Origin of the sequence: Pseudoxanthomonas sp. PXM04, assembly GCF_014851695.1 — a bacterium.
GTDB lineage: Bacteria > Pseudomonadota > Gammaproteobacteria > Xanthomonadales > Xanthomonadaceae > Pseudoxanthomonas_A > Pseudoxanthomonas_A beigongshangi.
In genome coordinates, this window is sequence record NZ_JACVAG010000005.1 from 96,462 (window position 1) to 114,055 (window position 17,594).

Annotated in this window: 18 protein-coding genes and 1 pseudogene; 11 read left to right on the forward strand and 8 right to left on the reverse strand. The window is 63.7% G+C overall.

Annotation, left to right across the window (positions count from 1 at the left end; all coding sequences use genetic code 11):
• Nucleotides 1-256 precede the first annotated feature (256 nt).
• The 3 genes from IB228_RS13270 to IB228_RS13285 all read left to right on the forward strand — a co-directional run bounded on the left by IB228_RS13270 (nt 257) and on the right by IB228_RS13285 (nt 3,363).
• Nucleotides 257-523: a hypothetical protein gene (locus IB228_RS13270; RefSeq protein ID WP_183637577.1), complete on the forward strand. Its 267-nt coding sequence runs from the start codon at nt 257-259 to the stop codon at nt 521-523.
• 150 nt (nt 524-673) lie between these two features.
• A complete protein-coding gene (locus tag IB228_RS13275) occupies nt 674-1,360 on the forward strand; it encodes a L,D-transpeptidase (protein WP_192199009.1) in 687 nt (228 codons plus the stop codon).
• A gap of 932 nt (nt 1,361-2,292) precedes the next feature.
• Nucleotides 2,293-3,363: a fimbrial protein gene (locus IB228_RS13285; protein ID WP_192198841.1), complete on the forward strand. Its 1,071-nt coding sequence runs from the start codon at nt 2,293-2,295 to the stop codon at nt 3,361-3,363.
• Nucleotides 3,364-3,382: 19 nt separating this feature from the next.
• On the opposite strand, the gene IB228_RS13290 is transcribed toward IB228_RS13285, so the two are convergent.
• Nucleotides 3,383-4,174, reverse strand: coding sequence for an alpha/beta hydrolase (locus tag IB228_RS13290; RefSeq protein WP_343227081.1), 792 nt, complete (start codon nt 4,172-4,174; stop codon nt 3,383-3,385).
• Nucleotides 4,175-4,453: 279 nt separating this feature from the next.
• Here IB228_RS13290 and IB228_RS13295 point away from each other — a divergent pair, with 279 nt between their 5' ends.
• On the forward strand, nt 4,454-5,206 hold the full coding sequence (locus tag IB228_RS13295; protein WP_192198843.1) for a DUF4253 domain-containing protein: 753 nt from the start codon (nt 4,454-4,456) through the stop codon (nt 5,204-5,206).
• 161 nt (nt 5,207-5,367) lie between these two features.
• Entirely contained in the window at nt 5,368-5,880 is a 513-nt protein-coding gene (locus tag IB228_RS13300; RefSeq protein ID WP_192198844.1) for an HIT family protein, read from the forward strand.
• A 202-nt stretch (nt 5,881-6,082) separates the two neighbouring features.
• Here the strand turns inward: IB228_RS13300 and IB228_RS13305 are convergent, their stop codons facing one another.
• Nucleotides 6,083-7,561 carry a VCBS repeat-containing protein gene (locus tag IB228_RS13305; protein WP_192198845.1) on the reverse strand — a complete coding sequence of 493 codons (1,479 nt, stop codon included), beginning with the start codon at nt 7,559-7,561 and terminating at the stop codon, nt 6,083-6,085.
• 176 nt (nt 7,562-7,737) lie between these two features.
• Nucleotides 7,738-8,130 carry a RidA family protein gene (locus IB228_RS13310; protein WP_192198846.1) on the reverse strand — a complete coding sequence of 131 codons (393 nt, stop codon included), beginning with the start codon at nt 8,128-8,130 and terminating at the stop codon, nt 7,738-7,740.
• Nucleotides 8,131-8,259: 129 nt separating this feature from the next.
• Here IB228_RS13310 and IB228_RS13315 point away from each other — a divergent pair, with 129 nt between their 5' ends.
• Complete coding sequence (locus IB228_RS13315) at nt 8,260-9,198, forward strand: LysR family transcriptional regulator (protein WP_192198847.1); 939 nt, start codon at nt 8,260-8,262, stop codon at nt 9,196-9,198.
• Between the two features lie 20 nt (nt 9,199-9,218).
• Here IB228_RS13315 and IB228_RS13320 read toward each other — a convergent pair whose 3' ends face one another.
• Nucleotides 9,219-9,569 (reverse strand): response regulator, encoded by a 351-nt coding sequence (locus IB228_RS13320; protein WP_183637543.1) that lies wholly within the window; start codon nt 9,567-9,569, stop codon nt 9,219-9,221.
• A pseudogene (locus IB228_RS13325) lies at nt 9,538-10,709 on the reverse strand (ATP-binding protein); the annotation flags it as partial. The gene IB228_RS13320 and the pseudogene IB228_RS13325, both read right to left, overlap by 32 nt.
• A 211-nt stretch (nt 10,710-10,920) precedes the next feature.
• Between IB228_RS13325 and IB228_RS13330 the strand changes: the two are divergent.
• From IB228_RS13330 to IB228_RS13350, 5 genes are all read left to right on the forward strand, one after another.
• Entirely contained in the window at nt 10,921-11,190 is a 270-nt protein-coding gene (locus IB228_RS13330; protein ID WP_183637538.1) for a hypothetical protein, read from the forward strand.
• A gap of 8 nt (nt 11,191-11,198) precedes the next feature.
• A complete protein-coding gene (locus tag IB228_RS13335) occupies nt 11,199-11,540 on the forward strand; it encodes a hypothetical protein (protein ID WP_183637536.1) in 342 nt (113 codons plus the stop codon).
• Between the two features lie 104 nt (nt 11,541-11,644).
• A complete protein-coding gene (locus IB228_RS13340; protein ID WP_183637533.1) occupies nt 11,645-12,280 on the forward strand; it encodes a hypothetical protein in 636 nt (211 codons plus the stop codon).
• Between the two features lie 46 nt (nt 12,281-12,326).
• On the forward strand, nt 12,327-12,605 hold the full coding sequence (locus IB228_RS13345; RefSeq protein WP_192198849.1) for a hypothetical protein: 279 nt from the start codon (nt 12,327-12,329) through the stop codon (nt 12,603-12,605).
• A 125-nt stretch (nt 12,606-12,730) separates the two neighbouring features.
• Nucleotides 12,731-12,970 carry a hypothetical protein gene (locus IB228_RS13350; RefSeq protein WP_192198850.1) on the forward strand — a complete coding sequence of 80 codons (240 nt, stop codon included), beginning with the start codon at nt 12,731-12,733 and terminating at the stop codon, nt 12,968-12,970.
• 348 nt (nt 12,971-13,318) lie between these two features.
• On the opposite strand, the gene IB228_RS13355 is transcribed toward IB228_RS13350, so the two are convergent.
• The 3 genes from IB228_RS13355 to IB228_RS13365 form a co-directional block, all read right to left on the reverse strand.
• Nucleotides 13,319-14,002 (reverse strand): hypothetical protein, encoded by a 684-nt coding sequence (locus tag IB228_RS13355; protein WP_192198851.1) that lies wholly within the window; start codon nt 14,000-14,002, stop codon nt 13,319-13,321.
• Nucleotides 14,003-14,313: 311 nt separating this feature from the next.
• On the reverse strand, nt 14,314-15,132 hold the full coding sequence (locus tag IB228_RS13360; RefSeq protein WP_192198852.1) for an aminoglycoside phosphotransferase family protein: 819 nt from the start codon (nt 15,130-15,132) through the stop codon (nt 14,314-14,316).
• 198 nt (nt 15,133-15,330) lie between these two features.
• Nucleotides 15,331-17,394 (reverse strand): 3-hydroxyacyl-CoA dehydrogenase NAD-binding domain-containing protein, encoded by a 2,064-nt coding sequence (locus IB228_RS13365; RefSeq protein ID WP_192198853.1) that lies wholly within the window; start codon nt 17,392-17,394, stop codon nt 15,331-15,333.
• Nucleotides 17,395-17,594: the final 200 nt, after the last annotated feature.

The following is a 17,594-nucleotide window of genomic DNA, read 5'->3' on the forward strand; positions in this document are numbered from 1 at the left end:
TCCTTCAAAATGCCCGCTATCGATCCGAAGCCGGCATTACGCGCAGGGATGCGGTAGCGGCGCGGGGGAGACCCTGTCGACCGCGCGGACGCATGGGGGCCGCGGTTTTGATGGAGATGAAGGGATCCAGGCCGCAACGCCCGCGGATTGCCGCATCTTCACAGCCCATCTACATACGCCAATGTCGGCTGAAGGCTGCTGATGACTCCGGCAAAAAGACCGCTATATTTCGAGCTCCCAGACGAAGGAGGTTGGAATGTTCATGACCCAGAAGCATCTGAAAATTGCACGTACGCTCGGCGTGGCGATCGTCGCCCTGAGCCTTGGCGCCTGCGCCACCTACAAGGACGAGTTCGCGACGATCAACTCGCGCCTCGATCAGCTCGACACGAAGGTGCAGGGCGCGGCTCAAAGCGCCGAATCCGCCAATCAGTCCGCGCAGCAGGCCAACCAGCGGTTGGATCAGATGGAAGGCCGCCTGCAGCGGCTCGAAAGCGCGCCGCGCCGCTCGCCGCGCGGTTGATCGTTCTGCATCATTTGTGACGAACGGTTTGAACCCGGGACCCGGCGGCCTTGCTGGCCGCCGGTCTCCTTTCTTCATCCAGTCTTCGTTTTGAGGAACCGTCCCATCCGTACTTATCTGCACCCCGCGATCCGGACCGCCACTGGCGCGCTGGCGCTGACGCTGGCGCTCGCGAGTGTCGGCGTGGCCACCGCGAAGGATGCCACCGCGCAACCGGTATCCGCCGTCGACCAACTGCCGCGAGGACAGGAAGTGTCCGATACGGTGATTGAGCTCGCGGGCTGGGTGGTCGCAAGCAAGGACAACCTGGGCTATCCGTTCGCGGTCCTGGACAAGGCCGCCGCACAGATCCTGGTGTTCGGCGGTGACGGCCGGCTTCGCGGCGCGGCGCCCGGGCTCTTTGGCTCGGCCATCGGCGATCACACGGCCCCAGGCATCGCCGGCCTCGCGCTTCGCGAAATTCCGGGCCGGGACCGCACGACGCCGGCCGGGCGCTTTGTGGGCGGCTTCGGCCCGTCCATCGACGCGGGGCGCGTGCTGTGGGTGGACTACGAATCCGCGGTCTCCATCCACCCGACCGCGACGGGTGTCCCGGCCGAGAAGCGCCCCGAACGCCTGGCGTCGCCATCGCCGGACGACAACCGCGTCACGCATGGCTGCATCAACGTCTCGCCCGAGTTTTACGAGCAGATCATCCAGCCGACGTTCGAGCGGGGCGGGGTGTTCTACATCCTGCCGGACAAGGCGTCGATGGCGGAGACCTTCCCGGAGTTCGCGCAGAGTCGCCAGACGGCGCGTGGCAACGACGGAAAACGCTCGCGGCGCGCCAACAAGTGACGGACGCGTAGGCGTATTGCCCGGGGTGCGCGGAGCATGCGTCCTCGACCCCGGCATCCGTCGCCCGGCAGCCGATGCTGGTTTGAATGGCCGCTCCAATCAATGCGGCACATCCGGCGCCATGATCAAACAGCGCCGCAAGGCTCGAACGGATTGTCAGGCGGCGCCTGCGGGTGGCATCGCGATGACAACCTTGCCCCTTGCCCGGCCCCATTCCACGTAGGCAATCGCCTCGAGTGTCTCGTCGAACCCGAACTTGCGGCCGAGGATCGGACGCAGCGCGCCAGCATCATGGAGCGCGGAGAGTGTCCGCAGTTGTTGACCATCGGCACGCCCATGCGGAGGCATTCTCCTGTCGCGCGCCTGCCCGGATGACTCACCCCTGGTGGACGAGATCCTGGAGACGTGCCGCGGGCGGATTCTTGCGTCACTAACCACCCAAGACGACGCGGAGAGGGGAACTTCGCGCGGAAAGCGGCCCGGCGATTCGTTCTGACCGAGCGTTGCTTCGTAGGGCGGCAATCCAGGGTTCGCATCGAACAGCCAAGGCCAACGGCCAACCCGTGGGCTGACGAACAGCCATCTCGCCAACCATGCGTTCAGCAGGGCATCCCGGCCATAGGCTTCTCTATTGCGGCAATCCTATGCGTGCGAGCGCGATCGATTGCGCGAACGTGTCGCGGGTCAGTTCGCGTTTTTTTTAAGACGATTCCTAAAGAAATCGCCATTCGGTCTCTTCAAGAATCAATGGCAACGAAAGTTAGCATCGCTAGCTTTCATGGGAGCCCGTCCCGGGAGACCGAGCGCTCTTTCCCGTTCGTGCGGTATGCGTTGAGCAGTCTCTGGTCGCCGAGGCATGCCTGTCTGTCTCCCCCGTGGGGATCGTCATTCGAGCGTGGCCATGCGTCATGCAGGGAGTTCATAGAAGCACCATGAATTACATTGTCCGAATCCTGCTGGCAGCTTCGCTGTGTGTGTTGGCGCATGAGAGCCATGCGATGGTCTGCGTAAAAGATCGGCCCCCGACAGGTGGAGGGACTGTCACCTACAAGCAGGGCATCGGTACCACGGTCGCAGTACCCAGAGTGCTGCCTGCGGGCACGGTCTTGTGGCGATCGCCCACCTATACCTTCGTCATCACCTGCTTTCATGATCGCGATGCCGGTGCCGAGAACGTCTACTTCTACATGAGTCCCGACGACCCGAATTTGAGCGAATTGGGGAGGGATGTGGAAATAGGGATCGGACTGGTAGGTCCTGCCGATGGTAGCGGTCCGGGCGACAAGCGCTGTTCCGCCATCGGCGGGGGACAGGGGGGAGGAAACTGCAAGATCAAGCTCGATGCTGTCGTCCCCGCTTGCTGGGGAACGCAGGGCCGGGGATGTGGCGGCACCCGGTTCATGGTCAAGTTCACGCTGACCTTCAACTTCTTCCTGGCAAAGCGCTCGGGACCCGGCGGCGGTCAGGACGGCCCGCTGACCGGCATACGCGGCGAGTATCCCATCTTCCAGTTGGACGGCGCGCAGGCGCTCAACAACGTGCCAGACCGGAACCTGCGCATGATCGTGACCGGCCTGGACAAGCTGCACTACGTTGCCTGCGCCTCCACCCTGTCCATCGAACCCGGAACCATTCGGTTTGGTGGCATCCATTCGATGTACGCCGAGCGGGACAAGATCGCCAAGGTCGTGCCTTTCAGCATCACCGCCAGGAAACCCTGCACCAGCGTGTACGCGCTGACTGCCCTGATGAAACCCCTCAACGGCACCATTCAGCCCGGCAATCATGTGCTGGTGCCGAACGACAACCCGTCGGTGGGCATCACCCTGCGGCGTGCGGAAGACGAAAGCGCCGTTCCCTTCAATCAGGAGTTTGACCTGATTCCTCGCACCGGTGACATGGTGGTGGCGAAGAAGTTCTTCGCCCAGCTCAAATGGCTGACTGACAAACCCACCCTCGGCCCCTTCAGTACCGGCGCGACGATTGATGTCTACTACAAGTGACGAGGGATGCCCTCCGCAGTCATGCATGACAACGCGTCAGAAAATCCCGCACCAACGGCAGCGCTTCGTCAAAATGGGTTTCCAGCAGCCAATGGCCGGCATCCTCGATGAGGTGCAATTCGGCCTGCGGCAGGTCGCGCAGGTAGGCCCGTGCGGATTCGGCCGGCATATAGCCATCCTCCGGACCCCAGACAATCAGGGCAGGGGGGTGATGCTCGCGCAGATAGGTCTGATAGCGGGGGAACCACGCCAGGTTGGCCTCCAGCTTTTCCATCAGGCCGACGGCAACCTGCCGGCGCACCGGCGTATCCATCAGCGGCCAATGCAGCTTCCATAGATCCGGTGGCACGCGCTTGGCGACGGTTTCATTCACTTCCCCGACGAATTCGTGCCGGAAGCCTTCCTCGCTGACCGCTTCCTCCAGCGGTCGATGCGCTTCCGGCGTCTTGTTTCGCCAGTACGCCTGGATGGCTTCGTATTTGGGGCCGAGCACATCCTCGTAGATATCCCCGTTCTGGATGATCAGGGCCGCGATGCGGTCCGGATGGGCGATGGCATGGCGCAACCCGATCTGCGAACCGTAGTCGTGCAGCCACAAGGCGTAGCGCTCCAGACCCAGATGATCGGCCACCGCCGTCAGCACACCCTCGTAGGCGTCGAAGTCGTAACCGAACTCTCCCGCAGCCGGCGTATCGCTGTAGCCAAACCCGGGCCAGTCGAACGCCACCGTCCGCCAGCGGTCGGACAGCGCCGGCATCAGCCGCCGGAACTGGAAAGAAGAGCAGGGATAGCCATGGGGCAGGAGCAGCACCGGCGTACCGGGCGGCCCGGCCTCGCGAAGGAAGAGGTCGTGGCCGCCGATTCGAGCCCATTGATGTCGTGTCGCTTGTACTTGCATGGTGCTGGTCCCGCACCCAGTTGACTTCTCAGAACTCTATATGGCCCCGCATCCCTGCCAGGTGACGGTCAAACCGAACCCATCTTCAACATTGCTATCGATCCGAAGTGGTCGTTCAAGGCACACTGATCCGCACCGGCGTTTATGGGTTTGTCAGGAATAATCATCAGTTTCGACAACAAGGAGGCGGGAATGAACTGGTTGAAATCGCTTTTTGGTTCCAGGAGTACAGTCAAACCTGCATCGGCTGCGCCGCCACCGGATGTCGCTCCGGTCGCGGTTCCCTGGGAGACCCTGGAGGTGCCGGGAGCCGAGGCGTTCTCCACGGTCCTCGCCTTGCGTAATCGCGAACCTTCCGTCACTCCTGTCGTACTCGGAGACGAAGAGGACATCGAGCGGGTGCTCGAGGCGTTCGAATATGCCGAGTCGTCCGTGGACGAAATCATTTCGGCGGGAGAAGCCCTGGATGTTCCAGGCTGGATAGAGGAGCGCATCGCTGCGGATCCCGAGTACTACCATGAGGCGCCGTCGGAATCTGCCACAACCGGCGAGCCGGAACAGGCCCAACCTCTCTCGCTCGCGTTCGATGTTCTCAGCGGCGAGCCAAAGCGACTCGTCCACATTGCCTTGATTCCCACGGCCAAGTCATGGGAGGTTCCCGCGCACCTGAAGTTGGGTAGCTGGAACGAATGTCCGGCTACCGAGGTGCATGTGGCCTTTTTCAAGTCATGGTTCGAACGATATGGCGCTGTCGTGACCGCGATAGGCCCTGACACGGTGGAGTTCAGCGTCGCGAATCCACCAAAGACCATGGAAGAAGCCCGCATCCTCGCCCGCGAGCAGTTTGTCTATTGCGCAGATATCGTTTTTCAGGGCGTTCAGTCCGTGGAGAATCTCGCCAAGGTCCTCGTCAATGGCGGCAACTGGTACTTCTGGTGGGACTGACGGCCACAGCATTGCCAGTGGCAGGCGAGGGTGGATCCCACTGCCTCGCTGTCAGATAGTTGGCTGGCTTGGTTTTGACGGTTGGACCAGGTGCCTTCCGACCCGTAGTAGACTTTGCGGACGCTCCGGTGTCGAACTGCCGAACGGACAGGAGAGGGCAATTGATCGAGCTTCCCATAAGAGACCCTTGTGATCTGTGTGAAACGGCAGGGCGCGAAGACAGATGGGCGGTCATCGATGAGGGCGAACATACGCTCACCGTGATCAATCCGTGGCAATTCGAAGCCGGCCAGTGTTGCGTCATCACACGCCGGCATGTCGCCACGCTGCTCGATCTTTCCCGCCAGGAATGCGAGGAAGTACTGGTGTCGGCCAAGCGGCTCGCGGAGGCGCTGGTCAGGACATATCAGCCCCTTGGAATACTGACGTTCCAGAACAACGGGGTCTACAGCGGACAGGAAACACCGCACTTCCATTTCCATGTCGTGCCCCGGCAGAAGGGCAGCGACTGGGGCATCGGACCGCCCCAACTCGCGACCTTCGATGGCGCCGGCCGTCAACGGGGGACGCCGCACGATCCGAGCGGGAATGCGCAGCGCCTGGCCAGGGTTCGCGTTCCTACTACCCAACTGGCGGAAACCGCGCGCCTGATTCGCGCGAATCTGCCTGGGTAACCGGATTTGCTGCCGGAGTTCGTCTCGCAGGAAGGAAAGGCCAGCACGGGCATTGGACATGGTCCTTCCCCAACGCCGACATGAGTTTTGCCGAGGCATCCGTGGCCCGCTCAGGCGGCGGGCGCGTCGCGCTTCTCGACCAGAAAGTCCAGGAAGGCACAGAGTTTCAGCGGCAAATGTCTTCTCCGACGTTGCCCCCGCACTAACGCCGTACGAGTGGAGATACCAAGCTAGCCGCCTGTGCAGCCATCATTGGAGGCAGACGGCAATCGGCAACAGCCTGACGGACACCGCATCCTTGGCCAAATAACAGCACCGGCGACTGACTCCATCGGGAGATAGCTAGATCGCCACACCCATCATGGTTGAGGTCGCCTGTTGCGAAGTAGTTGAGCCGACCATGAAATTGGTAGGCATCAATGAGGGTCTCGGGTGTGAAGCCAGTACCTGCCTGAAGGTAATATCCGACGTAGCTCCATCCGGTGTGCGCGATCGCCAAATCGGTCCGGCCATCGCGGTCGAGGTCGGTGGCGAGCAGCGATCCGCTACCTCTGTTCCTGGGGATGTCGACACTCGATAATGGGAGATTACCTTGCGGATCCTGGAAATACAGGTGCAGATCTGCGTAGTCCTTCGCTTCCTCCCACGCCAGGTCGCCGCGACCATCAGAGTTGAAATCGCCGACCGCGAGTGACCCTGCGTGGTTGGAGCCGTTTGGCCGATAGATCACCACCGGCGCTGCGTAGCCTCCTGATGCCAGTGCCCGGTAAACATGAAATTCCTGCAGCGGCCTGTTGAAGATTGTGGCAAGGATGAGATCATCCAGGCCGTCGCCAGTGACGTCGCCTGTCGTGCGAACCGCGGAGGAGGGCAAGGGCAGCGTCGAGGTGCGCGCGATACCGCCATGGCCGTCGCCATGGACGACGGTGGCTGATGTGTTGCTCGAGTCGACGAGGACATCGAGGTGACCGTCGCGATCTACGTCGGTCACCACCAAGTCGTAAGGGTCACCGGCCACCGCGGTACTCGACGTAAAGGTGCCATCCGCATTCGACCGGAGCACCTTTACCCCACCCAGGGTGGCGGTAACAATGTCCCCTACACCGTCCCGGTCCATATCGGCCACCAGGAGCTGGTATGCGAGATTGTTGCCCGTCTCACCGATCTTGACGGCCGCATCGAGGCGACCATCGACGCGCTGGTAAGCGGCGTAAATGTCCGTACGGTAATTCGCCGGGTCTTGTGCGGGGTACTGGGATAGGAACACGAGGTCGTCCCTTCCGTCGCCGGAAACGTCGCCCACGGCAATGGAGTTCGCCCGGGCGGTCGCTGGATCCGAGAGGAACTCAGGCGCAGACATCGAGTAGCCCTGTTGCTTCAGGGACACCGGTGACATCGACGGGAAGGCGGTGCCTGCCTGGCGGTGCGCGCCTGCCGTAGCGCTGGTCCATGCGCTGGAGGAACGGTAAGCAAAAAGCGGCTGGCGGCCGGCGAGCGGCTGGCGAGCAACGGCCAGTCGCCTGCCAGCGCGCGTGTCGGACAGCGCGCCAGCCGGAATATCTGACCGGGAAGAGGGCCGGCGAATGAAGTCGGCCAAACTCTGCGAAGCCCAGAGCAAGCCAGCGCATATACCGCCGGCCACCATCACCAGCACCACACCCGATCGCTTGCGCACGTCCATTCTCCCCCTATCTCCCGAGCGGAGTATATCAGTGGGTGATGAGGCGGCGGCCTCCATGGCTGTCCTCGCTTTTTCCAGTTTCGGGATCTGCGCTGCCGCCGTCCCGGCGCTCGCATGACTCGGCCGCTGTCGGATGTTCGCGAGTGATCCGGAGAAACTATCGAATCCTCTCAGCTTCAGCCGGAAACCCTTGCAATCACCTTGATCTCGAAATCGAAGCCCGCCAGCCAGTTGACGCCGACCGCGGTCCAGTTGGGATAGGGCGTTTCTGGAAAGACTTCGTTCTTGATCTGCATGACGGTGTCGAACTGGTGCTCCGGATCGGTATGGAAAGTGATCACGTCGACGATGTCGTCCAGCCCGCAGCCACCGGCCTTCAGGGTTGCTTCCAGATTGGCGAACGCCAGTCGGACCTGCGCCTCGAAATCCGGCTCCGGCGAGCCGTCCTCGCGGCTGCCGACCTGCCCGGACACGAACAGGAAACCGTTGGAACGCACCGCCGGGGAATAGCGGTTGCGCTCGTACAGGGCACGGCGGCCCGGGGGAAAGACGACATCACGGGTACTCATGGAAATCTCCTGATGGGGCGGCGCCCGGTTTCTGCCGCTCACTCTAGGTAGCCGCCCTGGAGGGATAAACACGCCGAACGCGGGATCACTGTTTGTAGAATCCAAACAATCCCAACGTCCGGAACCCCCATGGACCGTCTCGATGCGATGCAGGCCTTCGTCCGCGTGGTGGAAACCGGCAGTTTTACCAAGGCGGCCGAGACCTTGCAGTCCAGCAAGACCCGCGTCACCCAACTGGTGCAGCAACTGGAAACCCATCTGCGGGTCAAGCTGCTGAACCGCACCACGCGCAAGGTCAATGTCACCGCCGACGGCGCCGCCTACTACGAGCGGGTGGTGCGCCTGCTGGGCGACCTGGACGACGCCGAGACCAGTCTGTCCGCTGCTTCCGCATCGCCGCGCGGGCGCCTGCGCGTGGACGTGCCCGCACCGCTGGCCAGTCTGGTGCTGGTGCCGGCGCTTCCGGATTTCCACGCGCGCTATCCGGATATCCAACTCGATCTGGGCGCGAGCGATCGCAAGGTGGATTTGATCGACGAGAACGTGGACTGCGTGGTGCGCGGCGGCGAACTCGCCGACCCGTCACTGCGCGCCCGCCATGTCGCCGATCTGCCACTCGGCGTCTATGCCGCACCGGCCTACCTCGCGCGCAACGGCACGCCGGCGCATCCGCAGGCACTGGAAGACGGCCGGCACCGCATCGTCGGCTACCGCAGCTCGCGCATCCGCAGTGCCTTGATGTCTCCCCTGCGCCAGGGCGGGGAAGAGGTGCGCGTGCAGGGACGCCACGTATTGTCGGTGGATGACGGCAATGCCTATCTGGCCGCCGGGGTGGCCGGCCTGGGGGTGATTTGGCTGCCGCAATACATGGCCAATGGACCGACGGCGCGCGGCGAGTTGGTGCGGCTGTTCGAGGACTGGCAACTCGACGCGATGCCGTTGTATCTGGCGTTCCCGCCCAGCCGGCACGTCAGCCGCAAGCTGCGGGTGTTCATCGACTGGGTGGTGGAACTGATGGCGCGGCATGCGCCGGCCATCCAGCCGCCGGGGACGCCGGCGTCGCGATGAGACGCCGTGGCTGGATGCCCTCAGCTGATTGCATTCAACAAGCCCATCAACCGGTACGGCTTGGGAATGAACTCGAAGCGTTCCGGCAGTTGCGGCAGATGCCCCAGCTGATGGCCGGAGGCGACGATGATTTTCGCGGCGGGATTGAGCCGCGCGGCCTCGTGGGCCACGTCGATACCGGACACGCCGTCCGGCATGCTCACATCGGTAATCACCGAATCGAACGGGATGCCGGTATGGAGCAGTTCCAGTGCATCGCGGCCGTTGGCGGCCACGCAGACCTCGAACCCTTCCGAAGACAGGGCGTCGGCCACGACTTCCGCGATGTCGGGCTCGTCTTCAACGAACAGGACCCTGCGAACCTTCTCCATCGTCTTTCTCCATGCCTGCGGGCAACCAGATGCGGAACGTGGCGCCTTGACCGGGACTGCTGGCGAGTTGGACAAATCCACCGGACTGGGAAGCCAGGCCGAACACCTGGCTGAGACCGAGGCCACTTCCCTTTCCTACTTCCTTGGTTGTGAAGAAGGGGTCGAATACCCTGGCTTGCAGCTCGACGGGAATGCCGGGCCCGTCATCGCTGACCTCGGCGCAGACGTGCAGCGAGGGTTCGCTGTCGGGCTGCAGGGGATTGTTCATCAGGGCGGCGGACGTCCGCACGACGATGCTGCCGTTCCCGGACAGGGCGTCGCGGCTGTTGCAGACGAGGTTGAGGATGGCCGCTTCCAACTGGGCCCGATCCACCAGCACGGGCGGGAGATGATCGGACAGCTCGAAGCGCAGGCTGACCTGATCCGCGCAGGCACGCTCGAACAGGTCGGCCGACTTGCGAATGAGTTCGCTCAGGTGGGTAGGTTGTGAAAGCAGGTTCTGCCCGCGTCCGAAGGTCAGCAATTGGCGGGTGAGCAGGGCGCCACGGTCGCAGGCGCGGATGGCGGCCTTCAGCGGCGAGGCGATGTTGTCGTTGCCGACCGTCCTGGCCGCGATCACGTCCAGGCTGTTGAGGATGACCGTGAGCAGGTTGTTGAAGTCGTGCGCCAGCCCCAGGGTGAGCTTGCCGATGGCCTCCATCTTCTGCGCCTGCAGCAGGGCGTCGCGCGCTTCCTCCAGTCGCTTCTGCGCCGAATACCGCTCGGTCACGTCGCGCGTGACCTTGGCGAATCCGATCAAATCGCCATCCTCCCAGATGGGTTCGATGACGATGCTGGCCAGGAACCGGCTGCCGTCCTTGCGCACGCGCCAGCCTTCGGCGGAGAGGCCGCCGTTTTCGGCGGCGGCGCGGAGATTGTTGCGCGGAACCTCGGCGGCGATGTCCTCGGGCGTGTAGAAGCGGGAGAAATGCTCGCCGATGATTTCCCGCGCGGAATAACCCTTGATGCGCTGGCCGCCCGGATTCCAGGAGCAGATGTAGCCTTCGGGATCGAGCATGTAGATGGCGTAGTCCGTGACGCTCTTGATGAGCAAAGACAACTGCCTGGATTCGTCCTCCAGTGTCTTGGGTTGGCTGAGTCTGAGCATGTGAATGTCTCGTGGCCCCATGCCTGAAAACTAGGATGCTGTTTGTTAAAAAGGAGTGAGTTCGGCCCCTCGATTCTTGCAGGACCCGTCCCGAGAGCGTATATGTGTAGGACTTGCTGAGCGGCAGCTCATTCTCGCCATCCATCCAAGGCGACCACACTTCCTTTCGGCACACACTCATGGCCTTGTGGCCAAGGATGCATCGTGTCCCGAGGTCGTCGTCAGGTGTTTGTCCTGCATGTGGGCGCCGCGCAGTCCGTCGGTCCGGACGAGTTGCGGGTCATGTGGGCGACTGCCTGCGGTTCGCTGGATATCAACGTGACGCGGCAGGCGCGCGGTGGCGAGCACCCGGGACGCCCGAGCTACGGACTCTGGGTGGGCGAGACGTTCGACCGGCACGGCGCGGAAGCCCGGATGCGGGATCTGCTCATGGCGCGCGGCTATTTGTTCACTCTCAGAAGTACGGCCCAGTAGGAGGTTGCATGGCGTTCGACATTGGAATCGGGAAGTGCCGTTCGATCACGAACGATACGGTGGATGTGTGGGTGGACAGTTCCGTGGTCCGCCGGATTCTCCCCGATGTGGCGTGGAAGCAGGCCGGCATCAGCGTGCTGCGGATTCCGCAGACGGTGTGCAGCACGGTCCGACCGCTGGTCGTTGGCGAGGAAGTGTTTCTGGGCAGCGACGCACTGAACGCGAAGAGCTTCGGCCAGCTCGACTTCCACGGCACCGGGGATTTCAGCCGTGTTGGCCTGGGAAAGCTGGTGCCCGTCCTCGACGAAAGCCAGCCGCCGCCGCCGAGCCGGAAGAACAGCTGGCGCTGAAGCGTCGCCCGCCAAGGCTGTTCACCCGGAAAAGGTCGCCACTGCTGCGGATTGTCCGCCCGTTCCAGCTCGGCTAAAGTGCCGCGACCGGCGGGGGACGGGCGATGACAGGGAAGTTGGACCAATGGATCATGGGAGTGGCCTGGTTGCTGGCCGGCCTGTGCGGCACGGCTTCGGCGCAGTCGCTGGACCGCATCACCCTCAACGCGCCCGAGCTGTCAGCCGGCGCCTATACCTGGGACGCACCCGGCGCGCGCATCGAAGAAAGCCTGGAACCGGGCGATGAAATCTACGGCGGTACCCTGAATCTGACGCCCAGGGGCGGACCGGGTGGCGAGTACCGCGTGCGTGTGCAGTTTGAAACCAGCCTGGGCATCAGCGGAGAAGGTCCGCATGTGGACCTGATCGACTTCCGCCATTGCGTATCGGAATGGCATGTCGCCAGCAGCGCCGACGGGCGCCGTTTCACCGTGCCAACACCGACCGACGAGGAATCCGGATGTGTTCCCCGGGCCACTCCCGATGAAATCCGCGTCGCCGCCCGCGAGGCATTGGCCGGTTGGAGCGACACGCAGGAGACCACGGAGCATTGGCTAGGCCTCATCAAGGACATCAAGTCACCGGCCGACTCGCCGATGTATTCGACCATCAGCGAAATCAGAATCCAGGTGGAAGCGCGTGTGGACGGTCGCTGGAAACCGGTGACGCGACTGGTGTTTGCGGTGCCGATGGGATGTTGAATGGCGCAACACGGGCGCCCGGAACGACAGGACCTTGGGAGGGGGAATGTACGAGGAACGCGTGGAAATCTATTCCGACCGCACCAACGCGGTCGTGCTGCGCCATCACGGTCGCAAGCATCCCGGCGTGCTGGTGCAGGGCGATGCATTGTTCATGATGTTCCAGTGTGCCGATGCGGCGTGCGAGGCCGCGCGTGGCGTGCTTCCTGCGGAAGCACAGGATGAACTCACCGACTTGCGCGATACGTTGCTGGCCTATCTGGATCACTACAAGACCGTGCTGGATGAGCACGGACTTGTTCCACCATTTCACGAACACGCGTAGGAGAGTGAGCACGCCCCACCGTCATCTTTGGACCGGAAGCGGAGAGGTGAGCAGAGAACAGACGCCCACCTTCGACGGGCAAAGAATTGGCGGACTGGGACCGGTCCATGGCAAGGAGGTGTTCGATGCGATTCCTGAGAGAAGGCTTGGCGCTGCTCGCCGGTGTCGTGGGCTTCGTCCTGGGGGCTTTGGGATCCTTGGCTGTGTTGATGCGCCTGCTCATCCCGGACGGCGATTGCCAATCACCCTGCGATGGGCCTGCCTACATCGCCATGTGGATAGGCGTTTTTGTCGCGCCGGTGGTGGGGGTCATTTGCGGAGGACTGGCTTACTGTGGAATGGCATATTGGAACAAGCGTCAATGACCTCAGGCGAACCACGATTATGAAGCGAACAAGGAGGAAGAATGCGGATTGAGTCACCACACCACTTCTGGGATGCAGGAAGGTGGTTTCTGATTGCGTTCGCCACTGCGGGCGCAATCGCGGTGGTCCTGGAAAGAAATGGGCATGGACCCGGATTCTCTATCCTCCTGGCCTGGGGCATCAATCTTGTCGTAGCCTGGAAACTGGGTAGGGCGCACGCGGTGCGCGGTGTACGCCGATGGGCGGTGACCTGTGCGGCGGCGCTGGGTCCCCCGCTGTCGTTTTTCCTGCTCTTTCGGATGTGGCCGACAATCGCGCAGGCATGACCTGGGTATGCTTTGACCCACCCTAAGAGGACGGCGGGGTCTTCTGGCGCCACAGCCAGATCGCCAGCGGCACGAAGCTCAGATAGACCAGCGGCAGGTAGAGCGTGCCGTAGAGCGCGTCGAACTTCGGTCCGATGAGGTAGCTGTCGATCATCCGCAGGAACAGTCGCACGGCATTCAGGCCGAAGGCCCACAGCGCCAGCCAGTGCATGCGGTCGCGGCCCAGCGCGAGGCATGCCAGCACGCTGCCCAGCAGCCACGACAGGCCCAGCGGGAAGTACAGCGCGTACTGCACCGACTGGAAGCTGCCCTGCGCGGCCAGGATGCGTGCGTGTTCGGCCGTGTCGGTGGTGGCCCGGTATTGCTCCGGCAGGGCCAGGTAGACATGGAACAGCTCCACCGCGCGCAAATGGACTTCCAGCAGGCAGAACACGAAGAAGCCGAGGAACGCCAACACCGCCAGTGCAGGATTGCGCCGCCAGGCGATACCGCAGGCCACCAGGAACAGATAGGCCAGCCCGAAGAACGACAGCAGCATGCTGGTCGCGCGCGCCAGGTTGAGCGGATGTGGCCCCTGCAGCAGTTGCTGCACCGGATCGCCGGCTTCCGGCAGATGCCCGAACACGTACCACTGGAAAGATTGCACGGCGACGTAAATCAAGGCGACGACGGCGGCGATGCGACGGTGCCGAGGGGTATCGAACATGCGGACTCCCGGAACGGGGACGGGAACGAACGGCGCAAGCGTACCCGAATCGGAGCGCCGGGCGAGGGCTGGCCTCCGTTTTCTGCATGCGTCTTTTCTGTTGATAGTGGTTTGACGCGCAGGCCACTGATGCCTGTCAAAGTCCCTTCCCCCGCGCTGCGGGGGAAGGTGCCCGAAGGGCGGATGGGGGCGCTCCTTCGCCCTGCCGTCCCGGCTCGTTCGCCACCCTGTGAAAGCCGAGCACGGACTGGTGTGACCCGGCAGGCCGCGGATACTTCACCCGTCCCGCGAAACCCGCAGACGGATGCCTCTCAACCGTCCAGCATCGCTTGCGCCAGATCGGCGACGGCGAAGTCCGAGGCGATGCCCTGTTCGTCCTCATCCTCCAGGAACCATGCCGCCGACAGGCCGGCGAAGGCGACCACCCAACGCAGCAGGCGTTGCGGCTCCAACCGCGCAGCCTCGGCAATCACATCGAATTGACGATGGAAGCGTTCGGGCCGGGTGACGGTGGGCAGGTCCGGATTGGTCAGCAGGTTGGCGTAGTCGAAGCCGCGTTCGCCGGTGACGCATTTGGGATCGATGGCGAGCCAGCCGCGCTCGTCGAAGTCCAACACGTTGCGGTGATGCATGTCGCCGTGCAGGACCACTGGATCCTGCGGGTGTTCCAGCAGTGCCCGGGCGGTAGCCCAGGAGCGGGCGAAGCGCGTGTTTTCTCCCGACGCCGCTTCCAGCGAACGAAACCACGGCCGCAGCGGCACCAGGTGCGCTGGCGGCGGAGCGGCGCGTGGCGCATACAGGCGGGCGAGGGTGGCGCAGAGGATGCGGCTGGCTTCATCGTCCCGGCCGTCCAGCGCCATCGCGAACAGATCGCGCGTGCCGGTGGCGCGTTCCATCAGCAGGGTGTCGTCTTCATGCCCATACACGTGCGCGGCGCCGTCGCCGTTCCACCAGCGCATCAGTGCACCGCCGGATTTTTCCTCCGCGGTCAGTGCCCGCTTGAGCATGGCGGGGCGGCCCCGCCAGCGTACCGGCAGCAATTGGCTGCCGGGCGTGGCGAAGGCGTCGCCATCAACGGTGAGTTGCCATTGATCGAGCAGGGGCTGCCAGTCGGAGGAGGGAGGCTTCATGCGACCGGATCATAGCCAACCTCGTCGACATTATCGGATCCTGGGCCGGCATCCCTGTGGGAGCGACGTCAGTCGCGAACCTGTCAATCCGGATCGACGCTCGTCAGGACGCGTTTGGCATCGCGAATCGCGACTGACGTCGCTCCCACAAGAGGAGGTTCAAAAGAAAAAGGCCGCATCGCGGCCTTTTCTTTTGACTCACGCGGCGGGTTGCCGCAGCGCTTCCGAATCCCAGCCGGGACGCGGGGCGAAGCGATCGCCGTGGCGCGCTTGCAGGGCCTTGAGCCTGGCCAGCAGCGTGTCGGCGCCGGTGCTGCGGATGTACTGGATGGGGCCGCCACGGAACGGCGCGAAACCGGTGCCGAAGATCACGCCGGCATCCAGCAGATCGCCGTCGGACACCACGCCATCGTGCAGGCAGGCCACCGCTTCATTGAGCAGCGGCAGGATCAGGCGGTCCTCCAGATCCTCCGGCGCCTTGTAGTCCTGCGGCACCTCCGGCTTGACCGGCTTGCCGTTCTCCCACTTGTACAGACCCTGGCCGTCCTTCTTGCCGCGCTTGCCGGATTCCACGTTGCCCAGGGCGGCGGGAACCGTGAGGCCGAGGAACGGAGCCAGTTCCATGCCTACGCCGGCGGCCACGTCCAGGCCGACGGTGTCGATCAGTTCGATCGGTCCCATCGGCATGCCGAACTTCACCGCCGCCTTGTCGATGACCGGGCCGGGAATGCCTTCGGCATACGCGTTGGCCGCTTCCAGCATGTACGGGAACAGCACGCGGTTGACCAGGAAGCCGGGCGTGCCGGCGACCGGCACCGGCAGCTTGTCGATGGCCTTGCAGAACGCCGCCAGGCGCTTTTCGGTCTCCGGCGCCATCGCGTCGTGGCGGATGATTTCCACCAGCGGCATCAACGCGACCGGATTGAAGTAGTGCAGGCCGGCGAACTGCGCCGGTCGCTGGATGTGCTCGCGCAGCTCGGTCAACGGAATGGACGAGGTGTTGGTGGTCAGCAGCGCGTCGGGTTTCAGGCGCGGCTCGACCGACTGGTACAGATCACGCTTGGCTTCCGGGTTCTCGATGATCGCCTCGATCACCAGATCCGCTTCCGGCACGCCGTCGCCGGCCAGGTCGCTCTTCAGCCGCGCGGCCACCGCCGGACGCTTGGCCTCGTCCTTCACCCGCTTGGCGAACAGTTCCTGCGCGCGGGTCATCGCGCCGTCGATGAAGCGCTGCTCGCGATCCTGCAGGGTGACTTCGAAACCCTTGTAGGCCGACCACGCGGCGATGTCGCCGCCCATCACGCCGGCGCCGACCACGTGCACGCGCTGGATGCCATGGTCCTTGCCACCCAGGCCCTTGAGCCGCTCGGTCAGGAAGAAAATCCGCACCAGGTTGCGCGCGGTCGGAGTGGATGCCAGCTTGACCACCGCCTTGCGCTCGGCGTCCAGACGGCCCTGGATGCCCTTGCCGCCGGATTGCAGCCAGGTGTTGATGAGCGCGTAGGGCGCGGGATAGTGCGCGCGCGGCGCCTTGCGGGCGACCTGCTTGGTCATCTGCGGCGCCAGGATCTTGCGCGCGATCCAGGTGTTGCTGATCCAGCCCAGGAAGCGCTGCTGGAACGGACGCTGCACGCCGTTCTGGATCAGGCCGATGGCGGTGTCCAGCAATACCGCCGGTTCCACCACCTTGTCCACCAGGCCCATCGCGCGGGCGGCGCTGGCCGACAACGTGCGGCCGGTGAGCATCATGTCCATCGCCTTGGGCGAGCCGATCAGCCGCGGCAGGCGCGCGCTGCCGCCCCAGCCCGGGAAGATGCCCAGCTTCACCTCCGGCAGGCCGATGCGGGTGGACGCGTCACTGGAGGCCACGCGATAGCGGCAGGCCAGCGAAATCTCGGTGCCGCCGCCCATGCAGAAGCCGTGGATGGCCGAGACGGTCGGGCAGGGCAGTTCGGCCAGCTTCTGGAACACGGTCTGGCCGCGACGGATGGCGTCGTTGACGGTGCCGCGGCGATCGAATTCCTGGAACTCCTTCAGGTCCGCGCCGGCGATGAAACCGGAGCTCTTGGCCGAGCGCAGCACCAACCCCTTGGGCGGGTCGATGGCGAGGCGTTCGAGCAGATCGGACAGCTCGATCAACGCGTCCTGGGAGAACGCGTTGACGCTGGCACCCTGGCGGTCGAAGCTGAGGACGACGATGCCGTCGCTGCGCAGTTCGGTCTGCCAGTGACTGAATCGAAGCCCATCGAAGTTTGCGGCCATGATCGGACCATCCGTTTACGTATGGACAAGACCGCTATCATCCCGAGGTTGTTTAACCCGCGTCAAATCCGCATATCCGGGAGAGGGGTTGATCGACGGCCGGGGAAATGATCCCGCGCCGGCGGTTAAATTCTTGATATCCCGCCGGTTTTTCCCGGCTGGCATGCCGGTTCCGGGCGTTGTTGCCCGGAGCCGCGCGA

Bases quoted from the DNA above. Each gene is read 5' to 3' on its own strand.
- IB228_RS13305 (WP_192198845.1), bottom strand. From the start codon at position 7,561: ATGGACGTGCGCAAGCGATCGGGTGTGGTGCTGGTGATGGTGGCCGGC.
- IB228_RS13320 (WP_183637543.1), bottom strand. From the start codon at position 9,569: ATGGAGAAGGTTCGCAGGGTCCTGTTCGTTGAAGACGAGCCCGACATC.
- IB228_RS13345 (WP_192198849.1), top strand. From the start codon at position 12,327: ATGTACGAGGAACGCGTGGAAATCTATTCCGACCGCACCAACGCGGTC.
- IB228_RS13355 (WP_192198851.1), bottom strand. From the start codon at position 14,002: ATGTTCGATACCCCTCGGCACCGTCGCATCGCCGCCGTCGTCGCCTTG.
- IB228_RS13295 (WP_192198843.1), top strand. From the start codon at position 4,454: ATGAACTGGTTGAAATCGCTTTTTGGTTCCAGGAGTACAGTCAAACCT.
- IB228_RS13315 (WP_192198847.1), top strand. From the start codon at position 8,260: ATGGACCGTCTCGATGCGATGCAGGCCTTCGTCCGCGTGGTGGAAACC.
- IB228_RS13365 (WP_192198853.1), bottom strand. From the start codon at position 17,394: ATGGCCGCAAACTTCGATGGGCTTCGATTCAGTCACTGGCAGACCGAA.
- IB228_RS13285 (WP_192198841.1), top strand. From the start codon at position 2,293: ATGAATTACATTGTCCGAATCCTGCTGGCAGCTTCGCTGTGTGTGTTG.
- IB228_RS13360 (WP_192198852.1), bottom strand. From the start codon at position 15,132: ATGAAGCCTCCCTCCTCCGACTGGCAGCCCCTGCTCGATCAATGGCAA.
- IB228_RS13350 (WP_192198850.1), top strand. From the start codon at position 12,731: ATGCGATTCCTGAGAGAAGGCTTGGCGCTGCTCGCCGGTGTCGTGGGC.
- IB228_RS13340 (WP_183637533.1), top strand. From the start codon at position 11,645: ATGACAGGGAAGTTGGACCAATGGATCATGGGAGTGGCCTGGTTGCTG.
- IB228_RS13335 (WP_183637536.1), top strand. From the start codon at position 11,199: ATGGCGTTCGACATTGGAATCGGGAAGTGCCGTTCGATCACGAACGAT.
- IB228_RS13310 (WP_192198846.1), bottom strand. From the start codon at position 8,130: ATGAGTACCCGTGATGTCGTCTTTCCCCCGGGCCGCCGTGCCCTGTAC.
- IB228_RS13270 (WP_183637577.1), top strand. From the start codon at position 257: ATGTTCATGACCCAGAAGCATCTGAAAATTGCACGTACGCTCGGCGTG.